Genomic DNA, 25,714 nt, shown 5'->3' with positions numbered 1-25,714 from the left:
CAATGAACGTTGGGCTTAGGCGTAGCGTTCGAGGTCGGGGCGGTCGAGGTCCTCAAGCACCTCGCCGGCCGTCTCGTCGAGCAGGCTCCGGCCCTCGGCGGTGATGCGGCGGCCCTCGCCGTCCGCGGTCTCGACGAGGTCCTCCGCCTCTAGGTCCTGCAGGATGGTTCGGATGACGTTCTTGCTGCCGTCGGAGCGCTTGGCGGGGGAGACGCGGTAGCGGTTCGAGCCGCGCTTCGCGCCGCCGTACTCGGTGGCGAGCCGCTCGATGCCGACCGGGCCGTCGGTGGCGACCTTGCGGAGCAGGCTCGCGGCCCGCACGGCGTAGAAGTCGTCCTGTTCGGGGGGCAGCTCGCGGTCGACGCCGGTCTTCGCGAACTCGGCCCACTGCGGTTCCTCGACTCGGTCCGCCAGGTCGTCGGCGAGCGCGTCGATGAGCGCGTCCGCCGGCACGTCGTACAGCGTTGTCATGGCTTCCGTTTCCGCCGCGCGGCATTTAAGCGCATCGTATTGGGACCGCCCGGTCACTCCGCGTCGGCCGCCCCCGACGCGACGGCGACGCCGCCGCCGATGGCCGTCGAGAGCAGGTACGTCGCCGCCCGGTGGACGACGACGGCGGCGCTGACGGTCGCGAGGGGCAGCCCGGTCGTCGGCACGAGCAGCGCCGCCAGCACGGCCTCGATGCCGCCGAGGCCCCCGGGTAGCGGCGTCACCCCGGCGACGCTCCCCAGCGGGACCGCGAGCATCACCGCGCCGAACGAGACCGGGTGGCCCAGCGCGTACAGCGAGAGCCACAGCGAACACATCTGGGCGAACCAGCCCAGCGCGGAGAATGCCAGCGCGAGCAGGAGCGTCCGGCGGTCGGCCCCGACGCGCTCGATGGTCCGGAAGAACCCGTCGATGCGGCGTTCGAGCGCGTCGGCCGTCGGCGGCGACCGGCGGGGTATCAGCCGGCCGACCAGCTGGACGACCGGCGTCACGACCCGCACGGCGGCCCGCTCGACGCGGTAGCGGTGCCGCCAGCCGACGTACGCGACCGCCGGGAGCGCGACCGCGAGCGCCCCGACCGACGCGGCGGCGTACTCCAGCCGCGCGTCGAACGTCACCTCCGTCGCCATGTACGCGACGCCCATGAGGGCGAAGCCGATCGAGGGGACGAAGTTCAGCGCGTCGACGCTCGCGATGGCGGCCAGCGACGTCTCGTACTCGCTGTCGGTCGCCCGCGAGATGAGCAACGCGGTGACGGGCTCGCCCCCGGCCTGCCCGAACGGGGTGACGTTGTTCGCGAACATCGCCCCCGAGAACACGAGAAACGAGCGCGGGACCGACAGCGGGATGCCGAGGCCCCCGAGCACCGTCCGGAGCGCGAGCCCCCACGCGAGCAGCCAGCAGAGCGCGACGGCGACGACCAGCCCGACGACCGGGAGGCTCGCCTGCCCGAGCGCCGCGACCACGTCATCGACCCCGGCGACCCAGAGCAGGGCGGCAAGCATCGCCGTCGCGCCGACGAACCCGGCGACCTTCGCGCGCGTTCCGCCGTCCATGTCCGTCGTTCGGGGCGTCGGCCAGTTGAACCCACCGACTGACCGCGGCCGACACCGGACGGTTTTTCGCCCGCGACCCGGATGCTCCCGTATGGACGAACGGACGGCGCTCTCGCTGCTCGGCGAGGCCGTCGGCGGGGCCGGGGACGACGCCGCCGTCGTCGACGGACAGGTGCTGACGACGGACATGCTCCACGACCGGACGGACTTCCCCGACGGGACGACGCGCTACACGGCCGGCTGGCGGTCGGTCGGCGCGTCGCTGTCGGACGTGGCGGCGATGGGGGCCGACCCGACCGCCGCGGTCGCCGCCTACGCCGCCCCGGCGTTCGACCGTGACGAACTCCGCGCGTTCGTCGACGGGGCGACCGACGTCTGCGAGCGGGTCGGCGCGTCGTACGTCGGCGGCGACCTGGACGAACACGGGGAGTTCACCGTCGCGACGACGGCGCTGGGCGACGCCGACGCCCCGGTCCGCCGGCGCGGCGCGAGCCCCGGCGAGCGCGTCTGCGTCACCGGCACGTTCGGCCGGAGCGCCGCGGCCCTGCGGCTGTTCGAGCGCGGCGACGTCGACCGGGCCAACGAGCTGTTCCGGTTCGAGCCGCGGGCGGCCGCCGGCCGGGCCGTCGCCCCGCACGCGACAGCGATGATGGACTCCAGCGACGGGCTGGCCCGCTCGCTCCACCAGCTCGCCGAGGCGAGCGACTGCGGGTTCGCCGTCGAGGCGGCGGCCGTCCCAGTGGACGACGCCGTCGACGCGGTGGCGGCCGACGCGGCCGAGCGGCGGGAACTCGGCCTCTTCTTCGGCGAGGACTTCGAACTCGTGTTCACCGTCCCCGAGGACGCGCTCCCGGCCGTTCAGGCGGCGTCGCCGACGCCGGTGTCCGTCGTGGGGCGGGTCACCGACTCCGGCGTCACCATCGACGGCGAGCCGCTCCCGGACCGCGGGTTCACACACGGTGAGTAGCCGGTTCGCGCCCGCCGCGCCCCGCCCTCAGCCGGCGTACGCGATCGGCACCGGCGTGAAACAGAGCGCCCCGAGGACGAAGGTGAGCGCGCCGATCGCCATCCGCGTTGCGTCGATCGACTCGTCGCGGACGGGCGTCGCCGGGCCGGCGAAAGCGATGGCGGAGGCGAACAGCCCCCAGAAGGCCCACAGGAAGGTGGCGTTGCTCGCCGCGTCGGCGACGTAGTGCAGGTAGCCGGCCAGCGCGAACAGCCCCGCGGGCACCAGCGCGGCGATGGTCTCCTGCCGGTTGCCGGCCATCGCCCGGACGATGTGGCCGCCGTCCAGTTGCCCCACGGGCAGCAGGTTCAGGAACGTGACGAACATCCCGACCCAGCCGCCGACGACGACGGGGTTGACCGACTGGCCGGCCGGGAAGTACAGTTGCTGTCCCGTCAGCTCCGCTAGCGCAACGAGCAGCGGCGGGTACCCGAGGTCGTACGGCATCGCGCCCGCGGGGATATCGACGGGCGGCAAGTACAGCCCGACGGTGGTGACCGCGACGGTCGCCACCAGTCCCGCCAGCGGCCCGGCGACGCCGATGTCGAACAGCGCCTTCCGGTCCGGCATCTGCCCTTTCATCCGGATCACCGCGCCCATCGTCCCGACGAGCGTCGGGACGGGCAGGAAGTACGGCAGCGACGCGTCGACCCGGTGATACCGGCTCATGACGTAGTGGCCGAGTTCGTGGACCCCGAGCACGCTCATGATGGCGACGCTGAACGGCCACGCGCGAAACAGCGCCAGCGGGTCGGCGCCGAGGTCGAAGCCGTACCACCACACCGCGCCGGTAAACAGCGTCGAGAACACCGTCGCGACCGCCAGTACGACGTTCGTCCACGGGATCCCGTCGATGCCGACGTCGACCGGCTCCGCGACGAGCACGTACTCGCCGGTCCGCCGGGCCAACTGTACCTCGTACCCGCGCTCGCGGAACCGCGGCCACACCCGCTGCATCAACTCGTCGGCCGGCACCGTTGGGTCGCCGAAGTAGACCAGCCGGTCGCCGTCGGTGCGAACCTCGTAGACCCGGAAGAAGGCGTCGAACGCATCGACGGGGGGACCGGCGTCCGGGTCGTCGATCTCCGCCATTGGCATGCGTACGGTTCCAAGGGTGATAAACCCAATGACGGCGGGGGTTTCGGGCGGTTACGCGGACGTTCGTGTCGGCGGTGCGTCGCGGCTCAGGCGGGCTCGACGCGCCAGGTCGTCGCGCTCGTGTACGACCACTTCTCGACCTCGAGGTCGGTCGCGGACTCGCTCAGCTTCACCATCAGCGCGCCGATCTCCTTGGGCGAGAGGTCGACCTCGTCCGCGATGAACTTGCTCTTGAAGTACAGTTCCCCGTCCTTTGCCTTCCGGCTGAGGAACTGCTTGAGACGCTGTTCCTTGCTCTCGGTCGAGGGCTCCTCACTGGAGGGCTGTGTGGTAGCGCTCATGTGTTGTCGCCTCGCTCACCCCTTGTACCGGGGATATGTTATAAAGGAAGGATGCTTAGGCCTGTTTCGGACGCTTTTAGCCCAATACACGGGTTTTGCGGGATTTCATCCGCGAACCGGACTTTTCACGACGTCCTTAGAACGACGCAGACGTTTTAAAACCGATTCTGGTGTATTATTTCCACCAACGGGAGACTGTGGTTCTCACTCCGGTGAGCGGCGGTTCGCCGGCCCGGATCACCGCTGGTGCACCCAGAACTCGTCCTCCACAGTCACTTCCTTCTTGAATATCGGCACGTCCTCCTTGAGGCGATCGATGCCGTCCTCGACCGTCTCGAACGCCTCCGCGCGGTGGCCGGCCAGCACGACGACGAAGACGATGTCCTCGCCGTACTCGATCACGCCGGTCCGGTGGTACATGAGCACCTCGTGGACGCCGTCGCGGGCCTCCAACTCCGACCGCAGCGCCCGCAGGCGCTCCTCTACGACGCCCTCGTACTTCTCGAACTCCAAGGCCTTCGTGGGTTCGTCGTCGTCGTGTTCCTTCGCCCGCACGCGGCCGGTGAACGTCGCTATCGCGCCGGCCTTCTTGGCGTCGGGCGACCGCTTCGCCGCGGCGACGAGCGAACGGAGCGACTCGTACGGCTCGACGTCCTCCACGGCCGAGATGACGGCGTCCGTGTCCACGTCGGCGGCCGTCTCCCCGACGGCAAGCGTTTCCCCGCCGTTGTCCCGGCCGCCGAGTACCACCTGGGGCAGGGCGGCGCTGCTGAACCCCTCGACGACCGCGTAGTCGTGCTCCGCGGCCAGTTCGTCGAGGGTCCCGGCGAGCCCCCGGGCGTCGCCGGTCGCGAACCAGATGCCATCGTCGGTGAGCCCGTGGGTTTCGGCCGCGCCGGCCGCGCGGTGGCGCGCGGTGTCCGTCCCCTCGGTGTCCACGTCCGGTTCGTGGGTCAGATGCTTGACCGTCGCGACCGGTCCGCGCTCCGACAGCCGGGCCACCAGCCGCTCGACCAGCGTGGTCTTGCCCGTGTCGGAGGGTCCGACGACCCCGACTACCTTCATATCGCTCCCTCGGTCGCCCTCCCGCTTGTACCCTTCGGCGTCACCGGCGCGCGGCCGCGGCCAGCGCCAGTAACGCCGCGACGGCGGCGAGGATACCGAACCCGCCGAGGCCGCCACCGTCGGACGCGTCGCTGGCCGTCGTCTCCGCCCGTTCGACCCGGACCGTCGCCCGCTCCCCGTTCACGACCGCCCGGTACGTTCCCGGGGCGACGATCCGTCTGACGAACTCGACCGTCCGGTTCCCGCCAGCCTCGACGGTCACGTTCCGCACGGCGACCGACTCGCCGAACAGCCGGAGCGTGACCGCGACCGACTCCGCGCTCGACCGCTCGTTGACGACCGCCGCGCGGACCGCGACCGCCTCGCCCGACTCGACCGTCGTGCGGTTGACCGACACGTCCGTCACCCCGACGGTCGGGTCCGTCGCGGCGTCCCCCTCGGTCGCCCCGTCGCCGCCCGCGTCGTCGGCCGTCTCGGACGGGGCTCCGTCGCCGTCCGCCGCGTCGGCGCTCCCGTTCGTCTCGTTCGACTGGCTCCCGACCGCGGCGTCGTCCCCCTCCCGGCCCACACCGAGGTCCGTTTCCTCCGACTCCTCCGCCGAACTTCCGCCGTTCGAGTCTCCGTCGTTCAACTCCGACTGGCCCCCCGCGTCCCGGTCGGGACCGCCGCCGGACGTCGCCCCGTCGTCCGCACCGGTTGCCGCGTCGTTCCCGTCGCCGGCCGACGTCCCGGCGTCCCGCTCGTCGTCGCTCCCGGGAGCGCTGTCCCCTCCGTCGCTGCCGCCGGGGTCGCTGTCGACGCTGTCGGTACCGCCGCCGTCCACATCGCGGTTCGGGTCGTCCGCATCGTCGCCGTCGCCGGAACCGCCGCTTTCCCCGTCATCGGACCCGCTGTCGCGTCCCCCCTCGGATCGACCGTCGCCCTCGTTCGGCGGGACCGCGTTCCCCGGACCGCGGTCCGTTTCGTCGGCGTCCCGCGGTCCGTCGTCCGGCGGGCCGGGGTCGTCCAGCCCGGCGTCCGCGGGCGGTCCCGCGTCCTCGGGCGGTCCGGCGCTGTCGGGAGCGCCGCTGTCCGCCGGCGGCCCGGCGTCGTCCGGCGGTCCACGCTGTCCGTCGTCCGGGTCGTCCTCGTCGTCTTCACCGTCCAGGTCGTCATCATCGTCGACGTCAGGGTCGTCGTCGGGGTCGTCTCGATCATCGTCATCTTCCCGGTCATCATCGTCGGCGTCACGGTCGTCAGCATCCTCCCTGTCGTCGCTGTCGTCGTCTTCGGGGTCGTCGTCCTCGTCGTCTTCGTCGTCCCGGTCGGCGTCTCTGCCCCCTTCATCATCATCGTCGTCCTCCTGAGCGAACGCGCCGCTTCCGACGCCGTCGGCGGCGACCGCCGGGACTGCGGCCGCACCGACCAGGAGCACACACAGCAGCAACGCGGCGTTCCGTCCCATCGAGCTACCGGCACTCACGACCCGGCGGGGGATTGTAATGACCGGCCCACGACGGGAAACCCGCGCTTTACTCCCTCACGGCGGCGACAGGAGCGCCCCGGGGCAGCGTTCTTGCCCCGGAGTTGGCAACCCTTAAGAGCGCGACCGGGCTACTCGGCGGTAGCATGAAAGTGGTCGTTTCTATCGGCGGAAGCGTGCTCGCGCCCGACCTCGGGGCCGAGCGGGTCAGCGAGCACGCCGCCGTCATCGAGTCGCTGGCCGACGACGGGTGTTCGGTCGGCGCGGTGGTCGGCGGTGGCGGTGTCGCCCGGGAGTACATCGGGACGGCGCGGGACCTGGGCGCAAACGAGATACAGCTAGACCAGATCGGCATCGACGTGACGCGGCTGAACGCGCGCCTGCTCATCGCGGCGCTGGGCGAGGACGCCGTGCCGGCCCCGGCCGAGGACTACGAGGAGGCCGGCGAGGCGATGCGCCGCGGCGACGTCTGCGTGATGGGCGGCGTGACGCCGGCCCAGACGACCGACGCCGTCAGCGCGGCGCTCGCCGAGTACGTCAACGCCGACCTGCTCGTGTACGCGACGAGCGTCCCCGGCGTGTTCAGCGCCGACCCGAACGAGACCGACGACGCGAAGCGGTTCGACCAACTGTCGGCCGGCGAACTCGTCGACGTGATCGCCGACCTCGACATGAACGCGGGCAGTTCCGCGCCGGTCGACCTGCTCGCCGCGAAGATCATCGAGCGCTCGGGCGTCCGGACGGTCGTCCTCGACGGCACCGACCCGTCCCGGATCGCCGACGCGGTCCGCTACGGCGACCACGACGGGACCGACGTGGTCCCGAAGGGCGCGGGCGACGAGCCGACGTACTGGGCGGACGGATGAGCGACGCGCGCGACCCGTACACGCTGCAGGACGCGGAAGGCCGACACGCGTTCTGGGCCGACGCGGTGGCCGACGAGATAGAAGAGCGGGAGCCCGACGAGCCGATCGTCGTCAAGGGCGGCATCTCGCCCTCGGGCGTGCCCCACTTGGGCAACGTCAACGAGATCATGCGGGGCTACGTCGTCGCCGAGGCGCTCCGCGAGCGCGGCCACGAGGTCCGGCAGGTGTTCACCGCCGACGACCGCGACCCGCTCCGGAAACTTCCCCGGACGCTGGCCGACCTCGACGGGAACCTCGTCGACCTTGGGGAGGTCGACGCCGGCGCGCTCGGCCGCAACCTCGGGAAGCCGTACACCGACATCCCGGACCCGTTCGGCTGCTGTGACTCCTACGGCGACCACTTCTCGTCGCTGATCGCCGAGAGCGCGGACCTGCTCGACGTCCCGCTCGACGTCGTGTCGAACACCGAGATGTACGAGTCCGGCGAGTTCGAGGACGCCACCCGCACCGTCCTCGACCGCGCGGACCGCGCCCGCGAGGTGCTCGGAAAGTACCAGGACAAGGTCGACGGGGAGTACGTCCCGTTCAACCCGATCTGTGCCGACTGCGGGAAGATCACCGAGACGGTGACCGCGGTCGACGTCGAGGCGGGCACCGTCGACTACGTCTGCACCGACATGGAGGCCGGCGACCGGACGATCGAGGGCTGCAGTCACGAGGGCACCGCCACGTTCCGCGAGGGGAAGCTCCCCTGGCGGTTCGAGTGGCCCGCCCAGTGGCGGATCCTCGGCGTCGACTTCGAGCCGTTCGGCAAGGACCACGCGGAGGGCTCCTGGCCCAGCGGCGAGGAGATCGCCCGTGAGGTGTTCGAGTTCGAGCCGCCCGTACCGATGACCTACGAGTGGTTCACCCTGAACGGCGAGCCGTTCTCCTCCTCCGAGGGCAACGTGGTCCTCGTCTCGGACGTGCTGGAGCTGCTCGAACCCGAGGTGCTCCGGTACTTCTTCACCAAGGACCCGACGACCGCCCGCGACTTCGACGTCGAGCGGCTGGACCAGCTGGTCGACGAGTTCGACGCCGTCGAGGCGGCGTACTTCGGCGAGGGCGACGCCGACGAGGACGAGCGCGCGTTCGCCGAGCGCGCCTACCCCATCGCCGTCGATGAGGTCCGCGAGGATCGGATCCGCCTGCCGTACACGTTCGCGGCGGTGCTCGGCATGACCGACGACCCCGACCTGCGTGAGGAGATCGCCCGCCGCGAGGGGCACATCCCGGACAACGCGTCCGAGGCTGCCGTCGAGGACGCGCTGGCCCGCGTCGAGCGCGCCCGCAACTGGGCGCGCCGCACGGACAACGCGTTCAACTACGAACTCAAGCGCCGCGAGATGCCGGACGTCAAGATAGACGACGCGACCGCCGCCGCGCTCGACGACCTCGCGGACTTCGTCGAGCGCGAGGACGACCCCGAGGCGATCCAGGGCGAGATCTACGAGACGGCCAAGCGCCACGACATCCCGGTCGGCGACTTCTTCTCGGTCGGCTACCGGCTGTTCTTCGACGAGGACCAGGGGCCCAAGCTCGGACCGTTCCTGGCGAAACTGGACCGGACGTTCGTGCTGGAGCGGCTCCGCCGCGAGCGGTGACCGCCCCGAATCACGGGGGAACCGCCCCGCCCGCCGGCGACTCGCGGAAACCAAACCCATTTGACTCGGCCGCCCCTGCGCTGTGGTAATGAGTACGCTGACGTGGGTGCTCGCCGGCATCGTCGCCTACTGGCTCGCGGTGTTGCTGGCCCGCCGCCGCGGCCTGCTCCCCGACTACGTCGGCACGCAGGGGCCCATCATGACCCTCCACACGAAGCGCGGTCGCGACTTCCTCAACTGGGCGGCCGGTCCCAAGCGGTTCTGGCGCGCCTGGTCGAACTTCGGGGTCGGCATCGCCCTCGTGTTGATGGTCGGCTCGTTCCTGTTCCTGCTGTTCGGCGCGCTGACGGCGCTCCAGCAAACGGAGACGACCGCGGCCAACCAGCCCCGGAACGTGCTGGTCATCCCGGGCGTCAACGACTTCCTGCCACTGGCCGTCGCCCCGGAGATCATCACCGGGCTGGCGGTCGGCCTGATCGTCCACGAGGGCGGGCACGGCCTGCTCTGTCGCGTCGAGGACATCGAGATAGACTCGATGGGACTGGCACTCCTGGCGGTGATCCCGGTCGGCGCGTTCGTCGACCCGGACGAGGAGAGCCAGCGCGAGGTCGACCGCGGCGGCCGGACGCGGATGTTCGCCGCCGGCGTCACCAACAACTTCGCGGTGACGATCCTCGCGTTCGCGCTCCTCTTTGGCCCCGTGATCGGCTCCATCGGCGTCGCCTCCGGCGCGGCCGTGGGCGGGAGCCTTCAGGGGTCGCCGGCGAAGGCGGCCGGCATCGACTACGGCGACCGCATCACGGCCGTCGAGGGCCAGCCGATCGAGTCCAACGGCGACCTCTCGGCGGTCCTCGACAACGAGAGCGCCCGCGAGGTGTCCGTCGAGGTCAACGGCGATGAGACCCGGACGGTCAACCGCTCGGTGCTCGTCACCGGCGTCGTCCCCGACGGGCCGGTCGACGTCGACCGCGGCGCGACGATACTGGCGGTGAACGGCACCGAGGTACACACGGAGCGGGCGTTCGACGAGGCCGTCGCCGAGCGCGAGGTGGTCCGCGCGACCGTCGAGGAGAACGGCACCGTCCGGAACGTCACGTTCCCGGTCGGCGCGTACGTCCACGTCGCGGACACGGGGCCGCTCCCCGAGACCGAGGCCAGCCCCGGCGACGAACTCGTCGTCGTCCGGATGAACGGCGAGCGGGTCACCTCCCTGTCGGACCTGAGCGACCTGCTCGACGACACCGCGCCCGGCGACGAGGCCCGGATCGTCGCCTACCGCGGCGGCGAGCGCGTGACGTACGAGTTCACGCTCGGCGAGCACCCCCGCGACGACGTCGGCTTCGTCGGCATCACGCGCCAGGCCACCGGGACGACCGGCCTCACGGTCAGCGACTTCGGCATCCGGGAGTACCCGGCCGGGCAGTACCTCGGGCTGCTCGGCGGCGAGGGCGACACGCCCGACCTGCTCGGCCCGGTCGGCTCCTTCTTCGGCAAGATCGTCGTCACGCTGTTCCTGCCGCTTGGGTCGCTTGCCGGCTTCGCGTTCCCCTTCGCGGGCTTTACCTCGCCGGTGACGAACTTCTACGTCGTGGAGGGGCCGCTCGCCTTCCTCGGCGGCGGCGTGTTCGGCCTCGCGAACGTGCTGTTCTGGACCGGCTGGATCAACGTCCAACTGGGCTTTTTCAACTGCATCCCGGCGTTCCCGCTCGACGGCGGCCGGATCCTCCGGACCAGCACGGAGGCCATCGTCTCCCGGCTCCCCTTCGACTCGACGCACGAACTCACCCGGACGGTGACGACGACGGTGGGGATGACGATGTTCGTCGCCTTCCTGCTGCTGGTGTTCGGGCCGCAGCTCATGTCGGGGTAGGCGGGTCGGTCGGCGACCCGGCGCGGCCCCCTCGCCGCGCGCTCACTCCTCGGTGAGCCCGTGGCGCTCGTCGAACTCCTCCGGCGTCTCCTCGATGCGGTCGAAGTCGTCGAAGTAGTGCTCGTGGTGGCGGATCATCTGCTCGACGATCCACGCGCTGAACTCCTCGTCGAACTGCCAGGCGTTCTCGACGTTCGGCACCTCGAACCGCTCGTCGGTGGCGAAGCCGACGTACACGTGGTAGAACCCGAGGATCACGTCGGCGAACTCCTTTGCCTTCTCGGCGCTCTCGGCGCGTTTCTCGACCAGTTCGTCGCGGCCGTCGTCGGTGAGTTCGAAGTACTTCCGGTCGGGTTCGTCCTCGCGTTCGATGCGCTCGGCCCACCCCTTCTCCTCGAACTTGTAGAGGATGGGGTAGACGGAGCCGTACGACGGCTCCCAGTGGCCGCCGCTGATCTCCTCTATCTCCTTCAGTATCTCGTACCCGTACCGTGGCTTCTCGGCCAGCAGTTCGAGCACGACGTACGAGATCAGGCCTTTCGGCGGACCGCTCTTCCGCATTGGCGTGGACTTTCCGGGGTGTCGGTGAAAGGGTTTCGGTCGCCCACGCCGCGCGTCGGGCGATCAGCCGTCGTCCGGCGGCGTTCGCCGGGACTCGTCGTCAGTCCCGTCGCCGCCCCCGCCCTCGTCGTCGGCCAACTGCAGCGCCCGCCGGACGACGTACAGGAGGACGACGCCGCTGCCGACCGCGAGGACGAACTGCGTCGCCAGGACGAACAGGCCGGCGACGGCCGTCGGAGCGGCGAGCGCTGCGAGCGCGAACGGCACCAGTGCGACGCCGCCGACGAGGGTGACGAGTTTGGCGATCGGGACCGCCTCGTACATCACGCGGTCCAGGTCGAGGTCGCCGGTTTCGGGGTCGATGAACGGCGGTGTGGAGGGCATCGGCCGACGGTTCCGTTCGCTGGCACATCAGCTTTGTCACCTGCCGCGATCGCCTACCGCCGCGACGGGCCGACGCGCGAACGGTAAGGTCCTTACTGCAGGCGTCACAACTCCCGCTATGGCACAACGGGACCCGCCGCCGACCGAAGAGGGCTGGTACGTGTTCCACGACCTCCGCACGATCGACTGGGACGCCTGGCGCGAGGCGACCGCCAGGGAGCGGGAACGCGCCGTCGAGGAGGGCGTCGACTACCTGGAGTCGGTCACGGGCGTCGACGACGACGAGGGCGACTCCGCCGTCTTCAGCGTCGTCGGCCACAAGGCCGACCTCATGGTCGTCCACCTGCGGCCGACGCTAGACGACATGAACGCCCTCGAACGGCGCTTCGAGGGGACCGCGTTCGCCGAGTTCACCGAGCGCGCGACCTCGTATGTCTCCGTGACGGAGGCGTCGGGCTACACCGAGCGGGCCCGGGACTACTTCGACGGCGAGGTCGACGAGGACTCCAGCCTCGCACAGTACATCCAAGCCCGGCTCCACCCCGACCTCCCCGACGGGGGCTACGTCTGCTTCTACCCGATGAGCAAGCGCCGCGACCCCGAGTACAACTGGTACGACCTCCCGTTCGACGAGCGCGCCGAACACATGGACCGCCACGGCGACATCGGCCGGAGCTACGGCGGCAAGGTGTCCCAGATCATCTCCGGCAGCGTCGGCCTCGACGACTGGGAGTGGGGCATCACGCTGTTCGGCGACGACCTCACCGACGTGAAGGACCTGCTGTACGAGATGCGATTCGACCCCTCGTCGTCGAAGTTCGCCGAGTTCGGTCAGTTCTACGTCGGCCGGCAGTTCCCGCCGGCTGACCTGGAGGCCCTGCTCGCCGGCGAGCCGGTGCCGACCGACGAGGACGCGGGGGGCGACGACGCCGCGGGCGACTCGGCCGTCGCCGCCGAACTCGACGCGCTCGGCGTGGACGTCGACGCGCCCGCGGGGGCACACGGCCTCGTCCTCCGCTCGGACGCCGACGCCGAGGCCGTCCGCGAGGAGGTCGACGGCCTCCGTGGCAACTTCGAGCACTACGACACCCACGTGCTGACCGAGGTCCGCGAGGACGACGACGGCACGGCCATCGTCTCCGTCTGGGAGACCGGGAGCGCCGCCGACACCGCCCGGGGCTTCCTCGAGGAGCTTCCGGGCGTGACCGGGGCGACGGCCGGGCCCCTCGGTGAGGGGGCCGACGACGGCGACGGCGACGAGGCGACCACGGCGGAGGAGGAAGCCGCGGGGATCCGCGACGAACTCGCGGACCACGACATCTACGCCGGCAAGCCCCACGGCGAGGACGTGTACGCGCTGACGCTGTACTCCGAGGCCGACCCCGAGGAGCTACAGGCCGAGGTCGACGACCTCTCTGACGGGTTCGACCGCTACGACACCCACGTCAAGACGGCCGTCTACGAGGCCGAGGGCACGAACGCGGCCGTCGCCTCCATCTGGGAGACCGAGAGCGCCGCCGACACCGCGAGCGACTTCCTCGCTGACCTGCCCGGCATCGTCCGGCAGGCCGGTGACGACGGCGACGACGCGTTCGGCACGATGGGGATGTTCTACACCGTCAAGCCGGAGCACCGCGAGGAGTTCGTCGAGAAGTTCGGGACGGTCGGCGACGTGCTCGCCGAGATGGACGGCCACCGCGAGACCCACCTCTACGCCAACCGCGAGGACGAGAACGACATGTTCATCGCCTCGCGCTGGGACTCGAAGGAGGACGCGATGGAGTTCTTCCGCAGCGACGCGTTCGGCGACACCGTCGACTGGGGCCGCGACGTGCTCGCCGACCGGCCGCGCCACGTATTCCTGGCGTAGCGGCGCTGCCGGGGGCGCAAACGGACGCTGCACTCTCGTTCAACGCTCCGGCCGGTTCACCGTCGATCGGGTTCGGTATCCACGGTGTAGTACGCGAACACGTCGTCAAGCGTGGGATCGACCGACCGAACCCGGTCCGTACCGAGCATCTTCTGGACTTGCGTCCGGACATCTCCCCGCGTCCGGACGACGACCGTATCCTCGCGCCGTCCGACACCGGTCACTGCGTCGAGAGTAGCCACTCGTTCCGCCTCGGCGGCGGAAACGGTCGTTTCCACCGTCAGCACCGTCTCGACCGGCGCCGCCGACACGAGTTCGTTTGGGGTTCCGGTCGCTCGTAGGGTCCCGTCGACCAGCACGCCGATGCGGTCGCTACCCTCCTCGATCAGTCGCAGGCCGTGACTGGACAGCAGGACGCCCGTTCCGGCGTTTGCCTCCTCGCGGATGATCGACTGGAACCGCCGCCGACCGTTGGGGTCGATACCTGCGAACGGTTCGTCAAGGAGCAGCAGTTCCGGCTCCCCGACCAACGCCATCGCGAGCGCAACCCGTTGGGTCATCCCACGGGAGAAGTCGTCCACGTACTGGCTTCCGTTGCCGTCGAGACCAACCCGTTCGAGCAGTCGGGCCGGGTCGTCGTCGGCTCCCTTCGCGTCGATCGCGTACTCGACGTGCTGGCGGGCGGTTAGCCCGTCGAGTGCATCCAACCCTTGTGGTAGGATCCCGATGTCGTGATGTACGTCGTCGACCTCGTTCTGCGGGTCCATCCCGAGAACGCGAACGGTCCCGTCGCCCGGTCGGGTGTAGCTTGCCAGTACGTCGATGAGTGTCGTCTTTCCGGCACCGTTCGGTCCCACGAGCGCGAACACTTCCCCCGGCTGAACGGAGAGCGAGATGTCACGGAGCGCAGTAACGGAGTCGAACTGCTTGCTGAGACCGGTGATCCGAACGACCGTCATAGGTCCACCTGCTGAAACCGCCGGGTTGCGATACCGAGCGATACGAGAAGCCCTCCGACCAGAACCACGATGCCGACGGCTTGTGAGAGGTAGAGCGGTACGCTGTCGAACGTCGGACCGGCAACGTACACGTCAGCATACACTGCGTCGATCGAGGGATGGAGCTTCCGGACGACGATATCGTACTGCCCCGGTGCGTTGCCAATATCGTAGATCCAGTTCGTCACGAGATAGTACGCGCTCCGCGGGTCGAGTCGCCGGAAGAGGAACAACAGTCCGTTCGCCGGAGGGTCGAGCGGACTTGCCGCAATCCCAGTGAGCAGGGTGTACACTCGGGAAACGAGCGGTCGCCAGAACAGGGTCACGACGAGCACGAGGAGCATCGCCAGCGTCGCACGGAGCGACGACGAGACGACCGCGGAGATGGCGACGCCGATCCCGACACAGAGACACACGTAGAGCCAGGAGACGAGAGCGAAGCCGACCAGCCGGAGCGGCGACGGGAGCCCGTACGTGACGCTGCCGGCTACCGTGACGACTCCAATACAGACACCGACGACGGCGAGGAACGGAACCGTGAGACCGGCAACTTTACCGAGCAAAATGTCCCGTCTCGTGTGTGGCATCGCCGCCGTGAGCCTGATCGCCCCGGTCGTCCGTTCGTCGATAACGGCCCTGTGGCCGAGTATCAACCCCCCGATCAGGACGCTGTTTCCAATAGCTCCCTGCAAAGCCAGGACGGCCGCATCCGGACCAACAACCGCTGGAATCGGTTCGCGTATTCCCCGAAATCCGGAACTCGCCCAGAAAAACAGGAGGACAGCGATCCCCCACACTCCGAGGGTTCGGACACGAACGTACGCTTCGCGGCGAGCGAGTGGAACCCACGTCATGTGCACCCGGTTCGGCATCTGCTATACAGGCATGGCTGATTTGGGAATGATGTCTCCTGCTTGCTGTTATGACTGAGTATTCGGTGTCGTCGAGTGGATAGGTACGACACTGACCCAACCGTAAGCGGGGAGTTGATCATCATGTTCATCACTGTCTCCAAAAGCGAAATGTTTTTCCATAATAAGATTGAAAAAATATAAAATACTGTGTGATTAATATCCGTCGTCCTTATCTATAATACTGGAGTCACCATCCGAGAAGGTGTTCAGTCGGCGGCGAGTGGGAGCGCCACGGTGAACACGCTCCCCTCGGGTTGGTCGTCCGCCACCCATATCTCGCCGTCGTACCCCTCCACCAGCGTCCGGGCGAGGTACAGTCCGAGCCCCGTCCCCGGGCTCTCCAGTCCCTTCTCGCCGCGACCGAAGATGACGTCCTTCCGGGCGTCGGGGACCGACGGGCCGTTGTCCGCGACGCGCACGACGACGTCCTCGTCGACCTCGACGCGCACCTCGATCTCCGGCATGTCCGCGTCGTTGTGGATCACGGCGTTCTGGAGGAGGTTGTGAAACACCGATTCGAGCATGTCGTCGGCGTTGACGCGGGCCTCCTGCCCGATCCCGTAGATGGTGATCGCTACCCCGTCGTGTCTGGTTCGGACCGTCTCGACGGCCGACCGGACCACGTTGGGCACCGACACCGGACGGTGTTCGGGGCCGTCCTCCAGCATCGTCTTCGTGAGGTCCCTGGCGGTCGTCGTCAGTCCGATCGCCTCCTGCACCGAGAGGCGGATGTCGTCGAGGTGTTCCTCCCCGCCGTCGTCGACGTGGTCCTCCAGCAGTTCGGTCCGGCCGCGGACGATCTGCATCTCGTTGCGGAGGTCGTGGCGGACGACCTGGTTCAGCATCTCCAGTTTCTCCCGCTTTCGCTCCTGTTCCTGTCGCCGCCGCCGTTGCTCGGTGATGTCGCGGACGAACCCGCCGACGTTGACGACCTCGCCGTCCTCGCGGATCGGCTCGCCGTACGCCCACACCCACCGCCCGTAGTCCTCGCCCGGGTTGACCCGGTACTGCAGTTCCGAGGATGTCCCGTCGCTCAACTCCGCCATCGACTCCCGGACGCGGTCGCGGTCCTCGGGGTGGATGCCGGCGAGGAAGTCGGTCGGGTCCTCGTACACCGCCTCCCTCGACTGCCCCCAGATGTCCTCGTACGCGGCGCTGACGTACTGCGCCTCGGTCCAGTCGGCCGAGGCGAGAAAGATGCAGTCGGGGCTATTCTGTCCGAGGCGTTCGAGCAGGTGTTTCGCCTCGACGGGGTCCAGTTCTTCCATGTTCGCCATTACCACGGTTGGAATAAATATCCGGCGACGCCCTCACTCCGGGACCAGTTCCACCTCGCCGCCGGCGGCGTTCGCCTTCACGCTCCGGAGGCCGCGCTCGGCGCTTTGCTTCGAGGAGTAGCCCTGCCCGCCGTCCGCGATGACGTTCCCGTTGTCGTGGCGGAGCCGCCACCGCCAGTCGCCGGCTCTGTCGCGGTACAGTTCGAACCGCGCCTTCGACTCGGCGACGGTGGGTTGCTCGTCCGAGAGCGGGTCCTCCGGGAACGGTGTCCCGTCCCCCTCGGCCGCCTCCGTCGTCCTCGTGGCGCTCCCGGCCAGGTCGACGCGCTCGACTGCGCGGTCGACCGCCGGCGGCGATTCGCTCTCGTCTCCGACGGCCTCGTCGACTGCGGTGGCAACGGCGTCGGCGTCGACCCGCAACACGCCCTCGACGCCCGGGGCCGAGAGGTCCGCCGTCGCGGTACCGTTCCCCTCCGACGCCAGTTCGAACTCGCTCCCGTCGACCGTGACCTCCAGCGTCGCCGTGACCGTGACGGTGTCGTCACCCATGCGTCCTACGACATCGGCAGCGGGGTTAACCGTTCGGCCACCGCGAAGTGAAAGTGAAGATCCGGGCGTCAGCCATGCCGGCATCTAGCGGTTTCGATCGGAAACGGAGGGGTTCGGTTCGGCGTGCCGGTGGGGGTTCCGCTCAGTCCCCGGCGCTCACCTTCTCCACGTCGGCTTCCGCGATGTCCTCGCCGTCGACCGACGACCGGAGGGCGTCCATCCCGTCGTCGCGGTCGATCCCGAAGTTGTCCTCGTGGAGGTCGGCGACGCGGGCCATCTCCTCGTCGCTCATCGCCGGCGTGTCGGGCGCGGCCGCCCACTCGTCGATGTCGTCGGTCGTGCGGAACGTCGGCGTCACGCTTGCGACTTCGTCGTGGCCGAGCAGCCACTGGATGGCGGCCTGGCCCATCGTGCGCTCGCCTTTCCGTTCGAGGAACCGCAGCGCGTCGACTTTCTCCCAGCCCGTCTCGTACCACTCGTCGGGGCGGTAGGCGCGGTGGTCGCCCTCCTCCAGTTCGGTCTCGGGCGTGACCTGCTCGTTCAGCAGGCCCGAGGAGTGGGGGACGCGGGCGAGCAGGCTCGTGTCGGCGTCCAGTTCGCGGATCGTGTCGAGGAAGTGCTGGCCCGGGGCCTGTTCGAGGACGTTGAACACGACCTGCACGGCGTCGAACTCCTCCTCGATCGCGCGGTCGCCCTCGGCGAGCCAGCCGATGGAGGGGCCGAGCGCCCAGCCGACGGCGTCGACGACGTCCTCCTCGCGGAGTTCGTCCAGGGTCTCCAGCACGTCGCGGTCGACCTCGTCGACATTCGCGTTGTGGAGCATCAGCAGGTCGAGACGTTCCATCCCGAGGCGGTCGAGGCTGCGGTCGACGGCGGTGCGGATCCACTCGCCGTCCATCCGCTTCGGCAGTTCGCCGTGGCCGGCCTGCGGGTTGTTGTAGAAGTCGTAGCCGACCTTCGTGCCGAGGGTCACCTCGTCGCGGCGGTCGCGGAGCGCCCGGCCGATCAGCTCCTCGCTGTCGCCGTGGCCGTACACGTCGCCGGTGTCGAAGAACGTGACGCCGGCGTCGAGCGCGTGGTGGACCATCTCTATCGCCTGCTCCTCGCTCCGGTCGCCCCACCAGTCGGAGCCGACGACCCACGCGCCGAACCCGACCTCGCTGACCTCGACGTCCGTATCGCCCAGCGTGCGGTAGTTCATGCACGCCCCTTCGGAGCGCGGCCACTTAGCGGGTGCGGATCCGTCGCCGGACCGCGGCACCCGCCGGACGCTACACCCGGTCGAACAGTTCGTCGTGGAGCCGCCGCAGGGCGGCGACCGCGTCGTCGCCCTCGTCGAGGCGGTACGTCGGCCCGCCGTCGATTTCGTCGGTCTCGACGACCAGCCCCTGGCTCCGCAGGCTGGCGACGTGGTCCTCGACGGCCGACTCCTCGACGCCGGTGATGCGGGCTATCTCGTTCGGCGAGAAGTCCGTCGGGGGCTCCGTCTCCGCCGAAAGCAAGGCGACGACGACCCGGGTCCGCGGGTGGTCGCCGAAGGCCGTCACCAGCGGGTCGTACTCCGCGAACCCCTCCGGTCCGTCCGCGTCGTCGGTTCCCATGGTCGGCCGACGACGCCGGCGACCATAAGCGGCGGGCGTCGGTTCGCCACGGGGCGGGCCGTCCCCGCGCCCTCTGGTGCCGACCGCACACATCCGAACCCATTTCAACGCGGCGCGCCAATCGAGGTGTCAATGACGAAGCGACACGTCTCCCTTCCGGCGGAGGCGGACGAGGGGGTCACGGCGTTCATCGAGGAGGTCGACGAGCGGCTGTCCGGCGACGAGGACACCTGCGCCGTCGTACAGGACGTGCTGGTCGACCTCTACGGGGACCGCGAGGCGTACGACCGCTGGCAGGCCGGAAAGCCCGTCTCCAACGCCGAGCGCGTGCGCCTCCAGGGGTACGACCCCTGCAACGCGACGCTGGAGTCGGAGTACTACGCCGAGAAGGACGAGGACCGCTTCGAGCGCTCGAAGCACCTCCAGTGGCTCTGGCGGCAGTTCGACGCGACGCCGATGGCCGACAACGTCGAGTTCGCGCTGCGGTTCCGCCGGATGCTCGCCGACCACCTGTTCGACGACTGCGGGGAGAACTGCCGCTTCTTCAAGGGGATCACGTTCACCTACGGCCACAACATCTCCGTCGGCGACAACGTCGTCGTCCACGACGACGTCCACCTCGACGACCGCGGGAAGCTCACGATAGGCGACCGCGTCTCGATAAGCGACGGCGTCCACGTGTACAGCCACGACCACGACGTGGTCGACCAGACCGAGGTGCACAACTACCACACCGTCATCGAGGACGACGCCCGGGTCACCTACGACGCGATGGTCCGGGCGGGCAACCGGATCGGCCGGAACGCCGTCGTCGGCGCGCGCGGCGTCGTCCAATCCGACGTGCCCGCCCACCACATCGCGGTCGGGATGCCGGCGAAAAGCATCAAGGTAAAGCCCGGCTGGGAGGACGTCGCGGCCCCGGTCGAGGGGGCAAACGAGAACCGCCAGGCGGAGCGCCGCATCGAGTACGACCTCGACGACGGGATCGACGCCTTCGACGAGTTCGACCGGGACCTGTCGCCGCCGAACTGAGGGAGCAGCCGACTCAGCGGGCGTAGCGCCGCCAGCCGACCCGGACGCCCAGCACCGCGAAGTCGACGACGATGGCGAGCGACGCGAGCGCGCCCGCCGACAGCGTCACCAGGTGCGGCCAGCCGATCCAGTTCGGGAGGACGAACCGCGCCCAGGCCTCGACCTGCGCCGCCGTCTCCAGCAGCGTCGACCGGCTCTCGGTTCGGTTCTGCAGCCGCGTCCCGGGCACCGTCTCGCCGCCCTCCTCCGGCACGGAGAGCCGGTCCGCCGAGTACGGCATCGCCACCCCGCCGTACTCCCAGACCACGTCCCCCTCGCGGTCGACCTCTATCACCCGGTTGTTGAACGTGTCGACGATCAGCGTGTTGCCGTTCGGGAGGCGGTCGGCGTCGCGGGGCCACAGCAGCAGGTCGCTCCCGCCGTACTCCCACACCTTCGTGCCGTTGTCCACGTCGTACTCGACGACGCGGTCGTTCTCGCTGTCGGCGACGAGCATCGTTCCCCACTCCTCCAGCCGGCGGGGGTTGTGCTGCTCGTGCATCGTCCCGTGGTCGCCCGGGCGGCCGACCACGTCGACGATTTCGTTCGTTTCGGGGTCGACCTCGATGACGGCGTCGAAGTTGCGGATCGAGAGCTGGAAATTGCCGTTCTCCAGCCGGTCGATGTCGTTCATGTGGGTCCAGTCCGACTCGGGGCCCCCCTTCGCCGGGCCGCCGTACTCCTCGCGGAACGCCGAGCCCTCGCCCAGGTGTTCGGACGCGTTCCACTGCCACGTGATCGTCCCGTTTTCCGCGACGGCGAACGCGCGGTTCTCGCCCATGTCGATGACCGCCGTCTCGCCGTTCTCCAGGCGGTCGACGTCGTGGACCTCGTGGTGGCTGACGAACTCGTCGTACCAGGTGTAGCGCCAGACGACCTCCTTCTCGTCGGTGGTCAGGCTGTCGCCGTCGATCTCCAGCACGCGGTTGTGGACGCACTCGTCGGAGCGCACGCGGAGCGCGTCGGCGGGACACTCCGACGGGGGGAGCTTCGTGGCGACCGCGACGAGCAGGTTGCCGTTGTCCAGCATCTCGGAGTCGAACACCCGCGAGTTCGGCGGGTCGTACACCCACACGCGCTCGCCGTCGGGCGTCACCTCCATGGCCTTCCCGTCGTAGTCGCTCCCGTAGCTCTGGACGCTGATCAGCGTGTTGCCCGGGTACTGCTCGTCGGGGGTCGTCACCGTCGCCTCGCCGGGGCCGCTCCGGTCGGCGAGGGCGACCTGCAGACCGAACAGCGCGGTCAGCGCCAGCACGACCGCGGAGAGGGCCAGCACGCGCGTCCGTCGGTCCATACCCGCGAGTGTCCCGGGGTCGGCCTAACTCTGACGGTCCGCCAGCGGGAACACACAAGTATCCACGTCACGTAGTACCACACGTGAACGTTCCAGGGTGGGCGCTTGCGTACGCGGGGGTGTCCGTGCTCGTCTACCTGGTCCTCTACTACTACCTGCGGGGGGACGACGACGAGTCGGCCCGCGGCCCGCTCTCCGAGGAGAACGGCGGCGACTACTCGGCGGGAGCGCCGGTCGGGCCCGAGGGCGGCGACCCCGGACGGGACCGGCCCGACCCGCACCGAATGGCGCGAGGGGGCGACGGCGACGGCCGGCGCTGTCCGCACTGCGGGGCCCGCAACGACCCCGACCCGACGTACACGTACTGCCACCGCTGCGTCGAGCGCCTCGGCATGGCCCAGTGACGGACCGCCGGTCCGGCCACCGGCCGACGCGCCGCTTTTGTCGGCCCCCTCCGTACTTGGGCGTATGCCAAGCGCAGTCGCGATAAACGTCGGCGCGAACACGACGCTCCCCGGCTTCCGGGGACCGGTGTTCCCCGACGGCTCCTTCGAGTACATCCCCATCCCGGAGCGCGAACCCGCCGGCGAGCAGTTGCCGACGTACGCCGACCTGGACCTGACGACCGACGTGCCCGCCGACGTGCGCGACGCCGCGGTCCACCTTGACCCGGAGTTCGCCGAGTACCCCGAGTGCGAGGCCTACACCTACGGCGACGACCACGCCGTCAAGGCCGGGCCGCTCTCCGAACTCGCGGCCGGCGACTACGCGCTGTTCTACGCGACGCTGTCGACCGCCGGCGACCCCGCCGACTGGGCCGCGCCGGAGTGGGGCGCGTACCTGATCGGCGTGTTCCGCCTCGACCGCGACCCCGTGACCGACTACGCCGCGCTCGCCCCCGCCGACCGCGGCCGGTTCGCGAACAACGCCCACGTCAAGCGCGAGACGGTCGACGCCGCGGTCCTCCTCTCGGGCGACCCCGACGGCTCGCGGCTGCTCGACCGCGCGGTGCCGCTGTCGAGCCGGACGGCCGGCGCGGACCCGAACCGGATCGTCACCGACCTCTCCGCCGACTCGGGGAAGGGGCCGTGGTGGCGGCGGCCGCTCCGGTTCGACGAGCCGGTGACCGCCGAACTGCTCGACGTGGTCGAGTCGGGGACGGTCGACCGCTGTTTCGCGGACTGACGGGCCTGACCGTGCCGCCGGCTCGCCGTCGACGCGGAAGCCGCTGACCCGCCGACCAGCCGCAGCGGCGTCACTCCTCGCTCGCCCGGTTTTCCTCCCGGACCGCCTCGCGCGCCGCTTCCGCCGCGCCGCGGAGTTCGAGGTTCGCGTCCGGCGACGCCGTCTCGACCCGCGGCGCGCCGGTGACGCAGTAGTCGTCGAGCGCGACCGGGTCGGCCAGCCGCGGGTCGTCGTCGTACGCGAGTAGCTCCGACTGGTTCGCCGCGACGCCGCCACCTGCCACGACGACGTCGAGGGCAAACAGGTCCGTGACGGTGCCGATCCCCGCGGCGTTGATCCGCTTGAGCCGGGCGTAGTAGTCGCGGGCGACCGGGTCGCCGTCGTCGACGGCCGCGAAGAACGCCTCGGCGTCCCCGTCGCCCGTCAGGATCGTCTCGCGGTCCTCCCCGTCGAGCCACTCCGCGATGCGCTCGGGGATCCGGTCGCCGGCGGCGTACCCCTCCCATGGGTTCCGGACGCCGTCGTGGACGACGTCCCCGTCCCAGCCGAGGTTGACGAACCCGCCCTCCGCGCCGCGGATCAGCCGGCCGCGGTGGAGGACGCCCAGCCCGATCCCGGTGCTTATCGTGAGGTACGCGGCGTTCTCGTCGGCGCCCACGTCGCCCCGGGCGAGCAGTCCGAGCGCGCTCGCGTCGCCGTCGTTCTCCGCCGCGAGCGGGGCGTCCAGCCGCTCCGCTATCGGCCGCAGGTCCCAGCCGTCGCCGTCCCAGTTCGACGCCGCGTCGACCGTCGTCCGGTCGTCGCCGAGGATGCCCGCGACCGCGACCCCGACGGCGTCGACGGGGCCGTCGAACTCGGCCGCGAGCAGGTCGGCGAGCGCCGCCGGCGACCCCACGTCGGCCGTGGGGGAGCGCCACGGCTCGCCGCGGAGCCCCGACTCGTCCGCGTACGCCCCTCTGACCCACGTGCCGCCGACGTCGACCGCAGCCACTCGGACCATGTGCCACGACGGGGACCGCGGCAAGTAAAGTCTCCGCGAGCGATGCGGTCGCAGCGAGCCGTGCGGATACGGTGGCTCGTGGTCCCCCCTCGGCGGCCCGCCCGATCCGGGTTTCGTGTCCGTCTCCGGCACCTGATATTATACCCGATGAACGTCTTTGGGGGGTATGGGAAGTCCGATTCGGGTCCTCCACGTTGACGACGACCCCGCGTTCGTTGACTTGGTCGCCACGTTTCTCGAACGGGAGAGCGACCTGACGGTGGTCTCGGAGACGAGCGCGGCGGACGGGCTCGAAACGTTCGAACGGGCGGACGTCGAATGCGTCGTGAGCGACTACGACATGCCGCGGACTGACGGTCTGGAGTTCCTGCAGGGGGTCCGCGAGCGGGACCCGGACGTGCCGTTCGTTCTGTTCACCGGCAAGGGGAGCGAGGAGATAGCGAGCGAGGCGATATCGGCGGGTGTCACCGATTACATGCAGAAGGGAGGCGGGACGGACCAGTACACCGTGCTCGCGAACCGGGTCCGGAACGCCGCGCGCCAGTACCGGTCGCAGAGACAGGCCGAGCAGATGCAACAGCGGCTGGAGGAGGTGGCAGAGAGCACCACGGACTGTATCTGGATGTTCACCAGCGACTGGGACGACCTCCTGTTCGTCTCCGGCTACGAGGACGTGTGGGGTCGTCCATCCGAGGCGATACGGGAGAACCCGGAGGACTTCCTGCGGGGCGTCCACCCCGACGACCGCGAGTTCGTCAGGGGGATAATGGAGGACCTGTCGGACGGGGAGTCCATCGACGCCGTCTACAGGATAACGCGGGGCGACGACGAGACCGGCTGGGTTTGGGTGAAGGGGGAGCCGGTGCTGGACGACGACGGGAGCGTCGTCCGCGTCGTCGGCTTCACCCGGGACGTCACCGAGCGCAAGCGTCGCGAGCGAACGCTCCAGGAGGAGCGGGAGTTCATCGAGCAGGCGATAAACGCGCTCGACGACGTGTTCTACGTCGTCGGCACGGACGGCACGCTCCGGCGCTGGAACGACAGCCTGGAGGCGACAACGGGCTACGACGGGTCGGAGATAGCCGAGATGGACGTCGTCGAGTTCTTCGCCGAGGACCACCGGGCCCGGATCTCCGACGCGGTCCGGGAGTCGTTCGACGGCGGCGAGGTCACCGTCGAGGCGGAGTTCGAGACCGCACGGGGCAGGCGGATCCCCCACGAGTTTACCGGTGCCCGGCTGACCGACCCCGAGGGCGAACTGATCGGGCTCGTGGGCGTGGGCCGGGACATCTCCGAGCGGAAGGAGCGGGAACGGGAACTGAAGCGACAGAACGAGCGGTTCGACGAGCTCGCCGGCGTCATCTCGCACGACCTGGAGACGCCGATCCAGACGGTCCGGGGACGCTTGGAACTGGCCGCTGAGACGGGCGACCCCGCCCAGATCGACGAGGCGCTGGACGCGCTGCAGCGCGTGGACGAACTCAGGGAGGACATCGTCGACATGGTGCGCTCGCGGGAGGTCGTCGGGGAGACCGAAACCGTCGAGGTGGCGGAGACCGCGCGGTCGGCCTGGCGAGCGGTCACCGTCCGGTCCGACGCGTCGCTGGAGGTCGAAGATACGGTGCGGCTGGACGCCGACCCCGACGCACTACGCCGCCTGCTACAGAACCTGCTGTCGAACTCCGTCGAACACGCCTCCGGGGCCGTGTCGATCAGAATCGGGGCGCTCGACCACGGGTTCTACCTGGCGGATTCCGGTTCGGGCATCCCCGAGGAACACCGCGAAGACGTGTTCACTCCGGGGTTCACCACGAAAGCCGGCGGGAGCGGGATGGGCATGGCGAGCGTTCGGCAGATCCTCGACGCCCACGGGTGGCGGATCGAGGTCACGGACAGCGAGGCGCTGGGCGGGGTCAGGTTCGAGGTGCTGGCACAGGACGGCAACGAGACGAACTAGTCGCCGCTTGCTCGCTTCGGGCGGCGATTTCACTGCTCACGTCCGTTCGCAGTAGAAATGCGCCGGCCGGGATTCCCGCGAGCGCAGCGAGCGGGAAGTCGGGCGGCAAAGGACCGCAGGGAGTGCGCCGGCCGGGAATTGAACCCGACTGCGAACGT

25 protein-coding genes are annotated in these 25,714 nt (G+C 69.8%); 9 read left to right on the top strand and 16 right to left on the bottom strand.

The genetic code is table 11. The features are described 5' to 3' along the window. Window positions 1-15: 15 nt before the first annotated feature. On the bottom strand, window positions 16-471 hold the full coding sequence (locus tag EYW40_RS10045; RefSeq protein ID WP_135821471.1) for a 30S ribosomal protein S19e: 456 nt from the start codon (window positions 469-471) through the stop codon (window positions 16-18). Between the two features lie 53 nt (window positions 472-524). After that, window positions 525-1,544 carry a lysylphosphatidylglycerol synthase transmembrane domain-containing protein gene (locus EYW40_RS10040; RefSeq protein WP_135821470.1) on the bottom strand — a complete coding sequence of 340 codons (1,020 nt, stop codon included), beginning with the start codon at window positions 1,542-1,544 and terminating at the stop codon, window positions 525-527. Between the two features lie 91 nt (window positions 1,545-1,635). Between EYW40_RS10040 and thiL the strand changes: the two genes are divergently transcribed. Next, window positions 1,636-2,511: a thiamine-phosphate kinase gene (gene thiL / locus EYW40_RS10035; protein WP_135821469.1), complete on the top strand. Its 876-nt coding sequence runs from the start codon at window positions 1,636-1,638 to the stop codon at window positions 2,509-2,511. Window positions 2,512-2,538: 27 nt separating this feature from the next. Here the strand turns inward: thiL and EYW40_RS10030 are convergent, their stop codons facing one another. The 4 genes from EYW40_RS10030 to EYW40_RS10015 all read right to left on the bottom strand — a co-directional run bounded on the left by EYW40_RS10030 (window position 2,539) and on the right by EYW40_RS10015 (window position 6,498). Continuing rightward, window positions 2,539-3,642, bottom strand: coding sequence for a site-2 protease family protein (locus EYW40_RS10030; protein WP_202614493.1), 1,104 nt, complete (start codon window positions 3,640-3,642; stop codon window positions 2,539-2,541). Window positions 3,643-3,734: 92 nt separating this feature from the next. After that, a complete protein-coding gene (locus EYW40_RS10025) occupies window positions 3,735-3,989 on the bottom strand; it encodes a DUF7123 family protein (RefSeq protein ID WP_135821467.1) in 255 nt (84 codons plus the stop codon). Window positions 3,990-4,226: 237 nt separating this feature from the next. Next, window positions 4,227-5,054 carry a molybdopterin synthase gene (locus EYW40_RS10020; RefSeq protein ID WP_135821466.1) on the bottom strand — a complete coding sequence of 276 codons (828 nt, stop codon included), beginning with the start codon at window positions 5,052-5,054 and terminating at the stop codon, window positions 4,227-4,229. Window positions 5,055-5,094: 40 nt separating this feature from the next. Continuing rightward, window positions 5,095-6,498: a hypothetical protein gene (locus EYW40_RS10015; protein WP_135821465.1), complete on the bottom strand. Its 1,404-nt coding sequence runs from the start codon at window positions 6,496-6,498 to the stop codon at window positions 5,095-5,097. A 164-nt stretch (window positions 6,499-6,662) separates the two neighbouring features. Here EYW40_RS10015 and pyrH point away from each other — a divergent pair, with 164 nt between their 5' ends. The 3 genes from pyrH (at window position 6,663) to EYW40_RS10000 (ending at window position 10,895) form a co-directional block, all read left to right on the top strand. Continuing rightward, window positions 6,663-7,382, top strand: a complete 720-nt coding sequence (gene pyrH, locus EYW40_RS10010; protein ID WP_135821464.1) for a UMP kinase — start codon at window positions 6,663-6,665, stop codon at window positions 7,380-7,382. Then, window positions 7,379-9,025, top strand: coding sequence for a lysine--tRNA ligase (gene lysS / locus EYW40_RS10005; protein WP_135821463.1), 1,647 nt, complete (start codon window positions 7,379-7,381; stop codon window positions 9,023-9,025). Before pyrH ends, lysS begins: the two co-directional genes overlap by 4 nt. An 88-nt stretch (window positions 9,026-9,113) precedes the next feature. Continuing rightward, window positions 9,114-10,895, top strand: a complete 1,782-nt coding sequence (locus EYW40_RS10000) for a site-2 protease family protein (protein WP_135821462.1) — start codon at window positions 9,114-9,116, stop codon at window positions 10,893-10,895. A gap of 42 nt (window positions 10,896-10,937) precedes the next feature. Here EYW40_RS10000 and EYW40_RS09995 read toward each other — a convergent pair whose 3' ends face one another. Together EYW40_RS09995 and EYW40_RS09990 are read right to left on the bottom strand one after the other, a co-directional pair. Next, window positions 10,938-11,456, bottom strand: coding sequence for a PadR family transcriptional regulator (locus EYW40_RS09995; RefSeq protein WP_135821461.1), 519 nt, complete (start codon window positions 11,454-11,456; stop codon window positions 10,938-10,940). 63 nt (window positions 11,457-11,519) lie between these two features. Then, window positions 11,520-11,840 (bottom strand): hypothetical protein, encoded by a 321-nt coding sequence (locus EYW40_RS09990; RefSeq protein ID WP_135821460.1) that lies wholly within the window; start codon window positions 11,838-11,840, stop codon window positions 11,520-11,522. A 118-nt stretch (window positions 11,841-11,958) separates the two neighbouring features. On the opposite strand from EYW40_RS09990, the gene EYW40_RS09985 reads away from it, so the two are divergent. Further along, a complete protein-coding gene (locus EYW40_RS09985) occupies window positions 11,959-13,710 on the top strand; it encodes a heme-binding protein (RefSeq protein ID WP_135821459.1) in 1,752 nt (583 codons plus the stop codon). 56 nt (window positions 13,711-13,766) lie between these two features. Here the strand turns inward: EYW40_RS09985 and EYW40_RS09980 are convergent, their stop codons facing one another. The 6 genes from EYW40_RS09980 to EYW40_RS09955 all read right to left on the bottom strand — a co-directional run bounded on the left by EYW40_RS09980 (window position 13,767) and on the right by EYW40_RS09955 (window position 19,049). After that, complete coding sequence (locus EYW40_RS09980) at window positions 13,767-14,669, bottom strand: ABC transporter ATP-binding protein (protein WP_135821458.1); 903 nt, start codon at window positions 14,667-14,669, stop codon at window positions 13,767-13,769. Continuing rightward, window positions 14,666-15,562, bottom strand: coding sequence for an ABC transporter permease (locus EYW40_RS09975; protein ID WP_161973192.1), 897 nt, complete (start codon window positions 15,560-15,562; stop codon window positions 14,666-14,668). The genes EYW40_RS09980 and EYW40_RS09975 overlap by 4 nt, the downstream gene beginning before the upstream one ends. 266 nt (window positions 15,563-15,828) lie before the next feature. After that, window positions 15,829-16,890, bottom strand: coding sequence for a PAS domain-containing sensor histidine kinase (locus tag EYW40_RS09970; protein ID WP_161973191.1), 1,062 nt, complete (start codon window positions 16,888-16,890; stop codon window positions 15,829-15,831). A 42-nt stretch (window positions 16,891-16,932) separates the two neighbouring features. Continuing rightward, window positions 16,933-17,448 carry an HVO_2922 family protein gene (locus EYW40_RS09965; RefSeq protein ID WP_237560588.1) on the bottom strand — a complete coding sequence of 172 codons (516 nt, stop codon included), beginning with the start codon at window positions 17,446-17,448 and terminating at the stop codon, window positions 16,933-16,935. A gap of 142 nt (window positions 17,449-17,590) precedes the next feature. Next, on the bottom strand, window positions 17,591-18,649 hold the full coding sequence (locus tag EYW40_RS09960) for an aldo/keto reductase (protein ID WP_135821454.1): 1,059 nt from the start codon (window positions 18,647-18,649) through the stop codon (window positions 17,591-17,593). A 70-nt stretch (window positions 18,650-18,719) separates the two neighbouring features. Then, window positions 18,720-19,049, bottom strand: coding sequence for a winged helix-turn-helix domain-containing protein (locus EYW40_RS09955; RefSeq protein WP_135821453.1), 330 nt, complete (start codon window positions 19,047-19,049; stop codon window positions 18,720-18,722). Between the two features lie 132 nt (window positions 19,050-19,181). On the opposite strand from EYW40_RS09955, the gene EYW40_RS09950 reads away from it, so the two are divergent. Beyond that, a complete protein-coding gene (locus EYW40_RS09950; RefSeq protein WP_135821452.1) occupies window positions 19,182-20,081 on the top strand; it encodes an acyltransferase in 900 nt (299 codons plus the stop codon). 13 nt (window positions 20,082-20,094) lie between these two features. Here the strand turns inward: EYW40_RS09950 and EYW40_RS09945 are convergent, their stop codons facing one another. Then, window positions 20,095-21,414, bottom strand: coding sequence for an aryl-sulfate sulfotransferase (locus EYW40_RS09945; protein ID WP_135821451.1), 1,320 nt, complete (start codon window positions 21,412-21,414; stop codon window positions 20,095-20,097). An 83-nt stretch (window positions 21,415-21,497) separates the two neighbouring features. On the opposite strand from EYW40_RS09945, the gene EYW40_RS09940 reads away from it, so the two are divergent. Next, a complete protein-coding gene (locus EYW40_RS09940) occupies window positions 21,498-21,818 on the top strand; it encodes a DUF7577 domain-containing protein (RefSeq protein WP_135821450.1) in 321 nt (106 codons plus the stop codon). Window positions 21,819-21,882: 64 nt separating this feature from the next. Further along, the gene (locus EYW40_RS09935; protein WP_135821449.1) at window positions 21,883-22,599 is read left to right on the top strand and encodes an Nmad3 family putative nucleotide modification protein; all 717 of its coding nucleotides are present in this window, start codon (window positions 21,883-21,885) and stop codon (window positions 22,597-22,599) included. A gap of 70 nt (window positions 22,600-22,669) precedes the next feature. On the opposite strand, the gene EYW40_RS09930 is transcribed toward EYW40_RS09935, so the two are convergent. Further along, window positions 22,670-23,599 carry an ROK family protein gene (locus EYW40_RS09930; RefSeq protein ID WP_135821448.1) on the bottom strand — a complete coding sequence of 310 codons (930 nt, stop codon included), beginning with the start codon at window positions 23,597-23,599 and terminating at the stop codon, window positions 22,670-22,672. Between the two features lie 166 nt (window positions 23,600-23,765). Between EYW40_RS09930 and EYW40_RS09925 the strand changes: the two genes are divergently transcribed. Next, entirely contained in the window at window positions 23,766-25,556 is a 1,791-nt protein-coding gene (locus tag EYW40_RS09925; RefSeq protein ID WP_135821447.1) for a PAS domain S-box protein, read from the top strand. Window positions 25,557-25,714 lie beyond the last annotated feature (158 nt).

It is taken from the genome of Halostella litorea (genome assembly GCF_004785955.1).
In the GTDB taxonomy this organism is placed as follows: domain Archaea; phylum Halobacteriota; class Halobacteria; order Halobacteriales; family Natronoarchaeaceae; genus Halostella; species Halostella litorea.
This window is presented reverse-complemented; position numbering and strand designations above follow the sequence as displayed.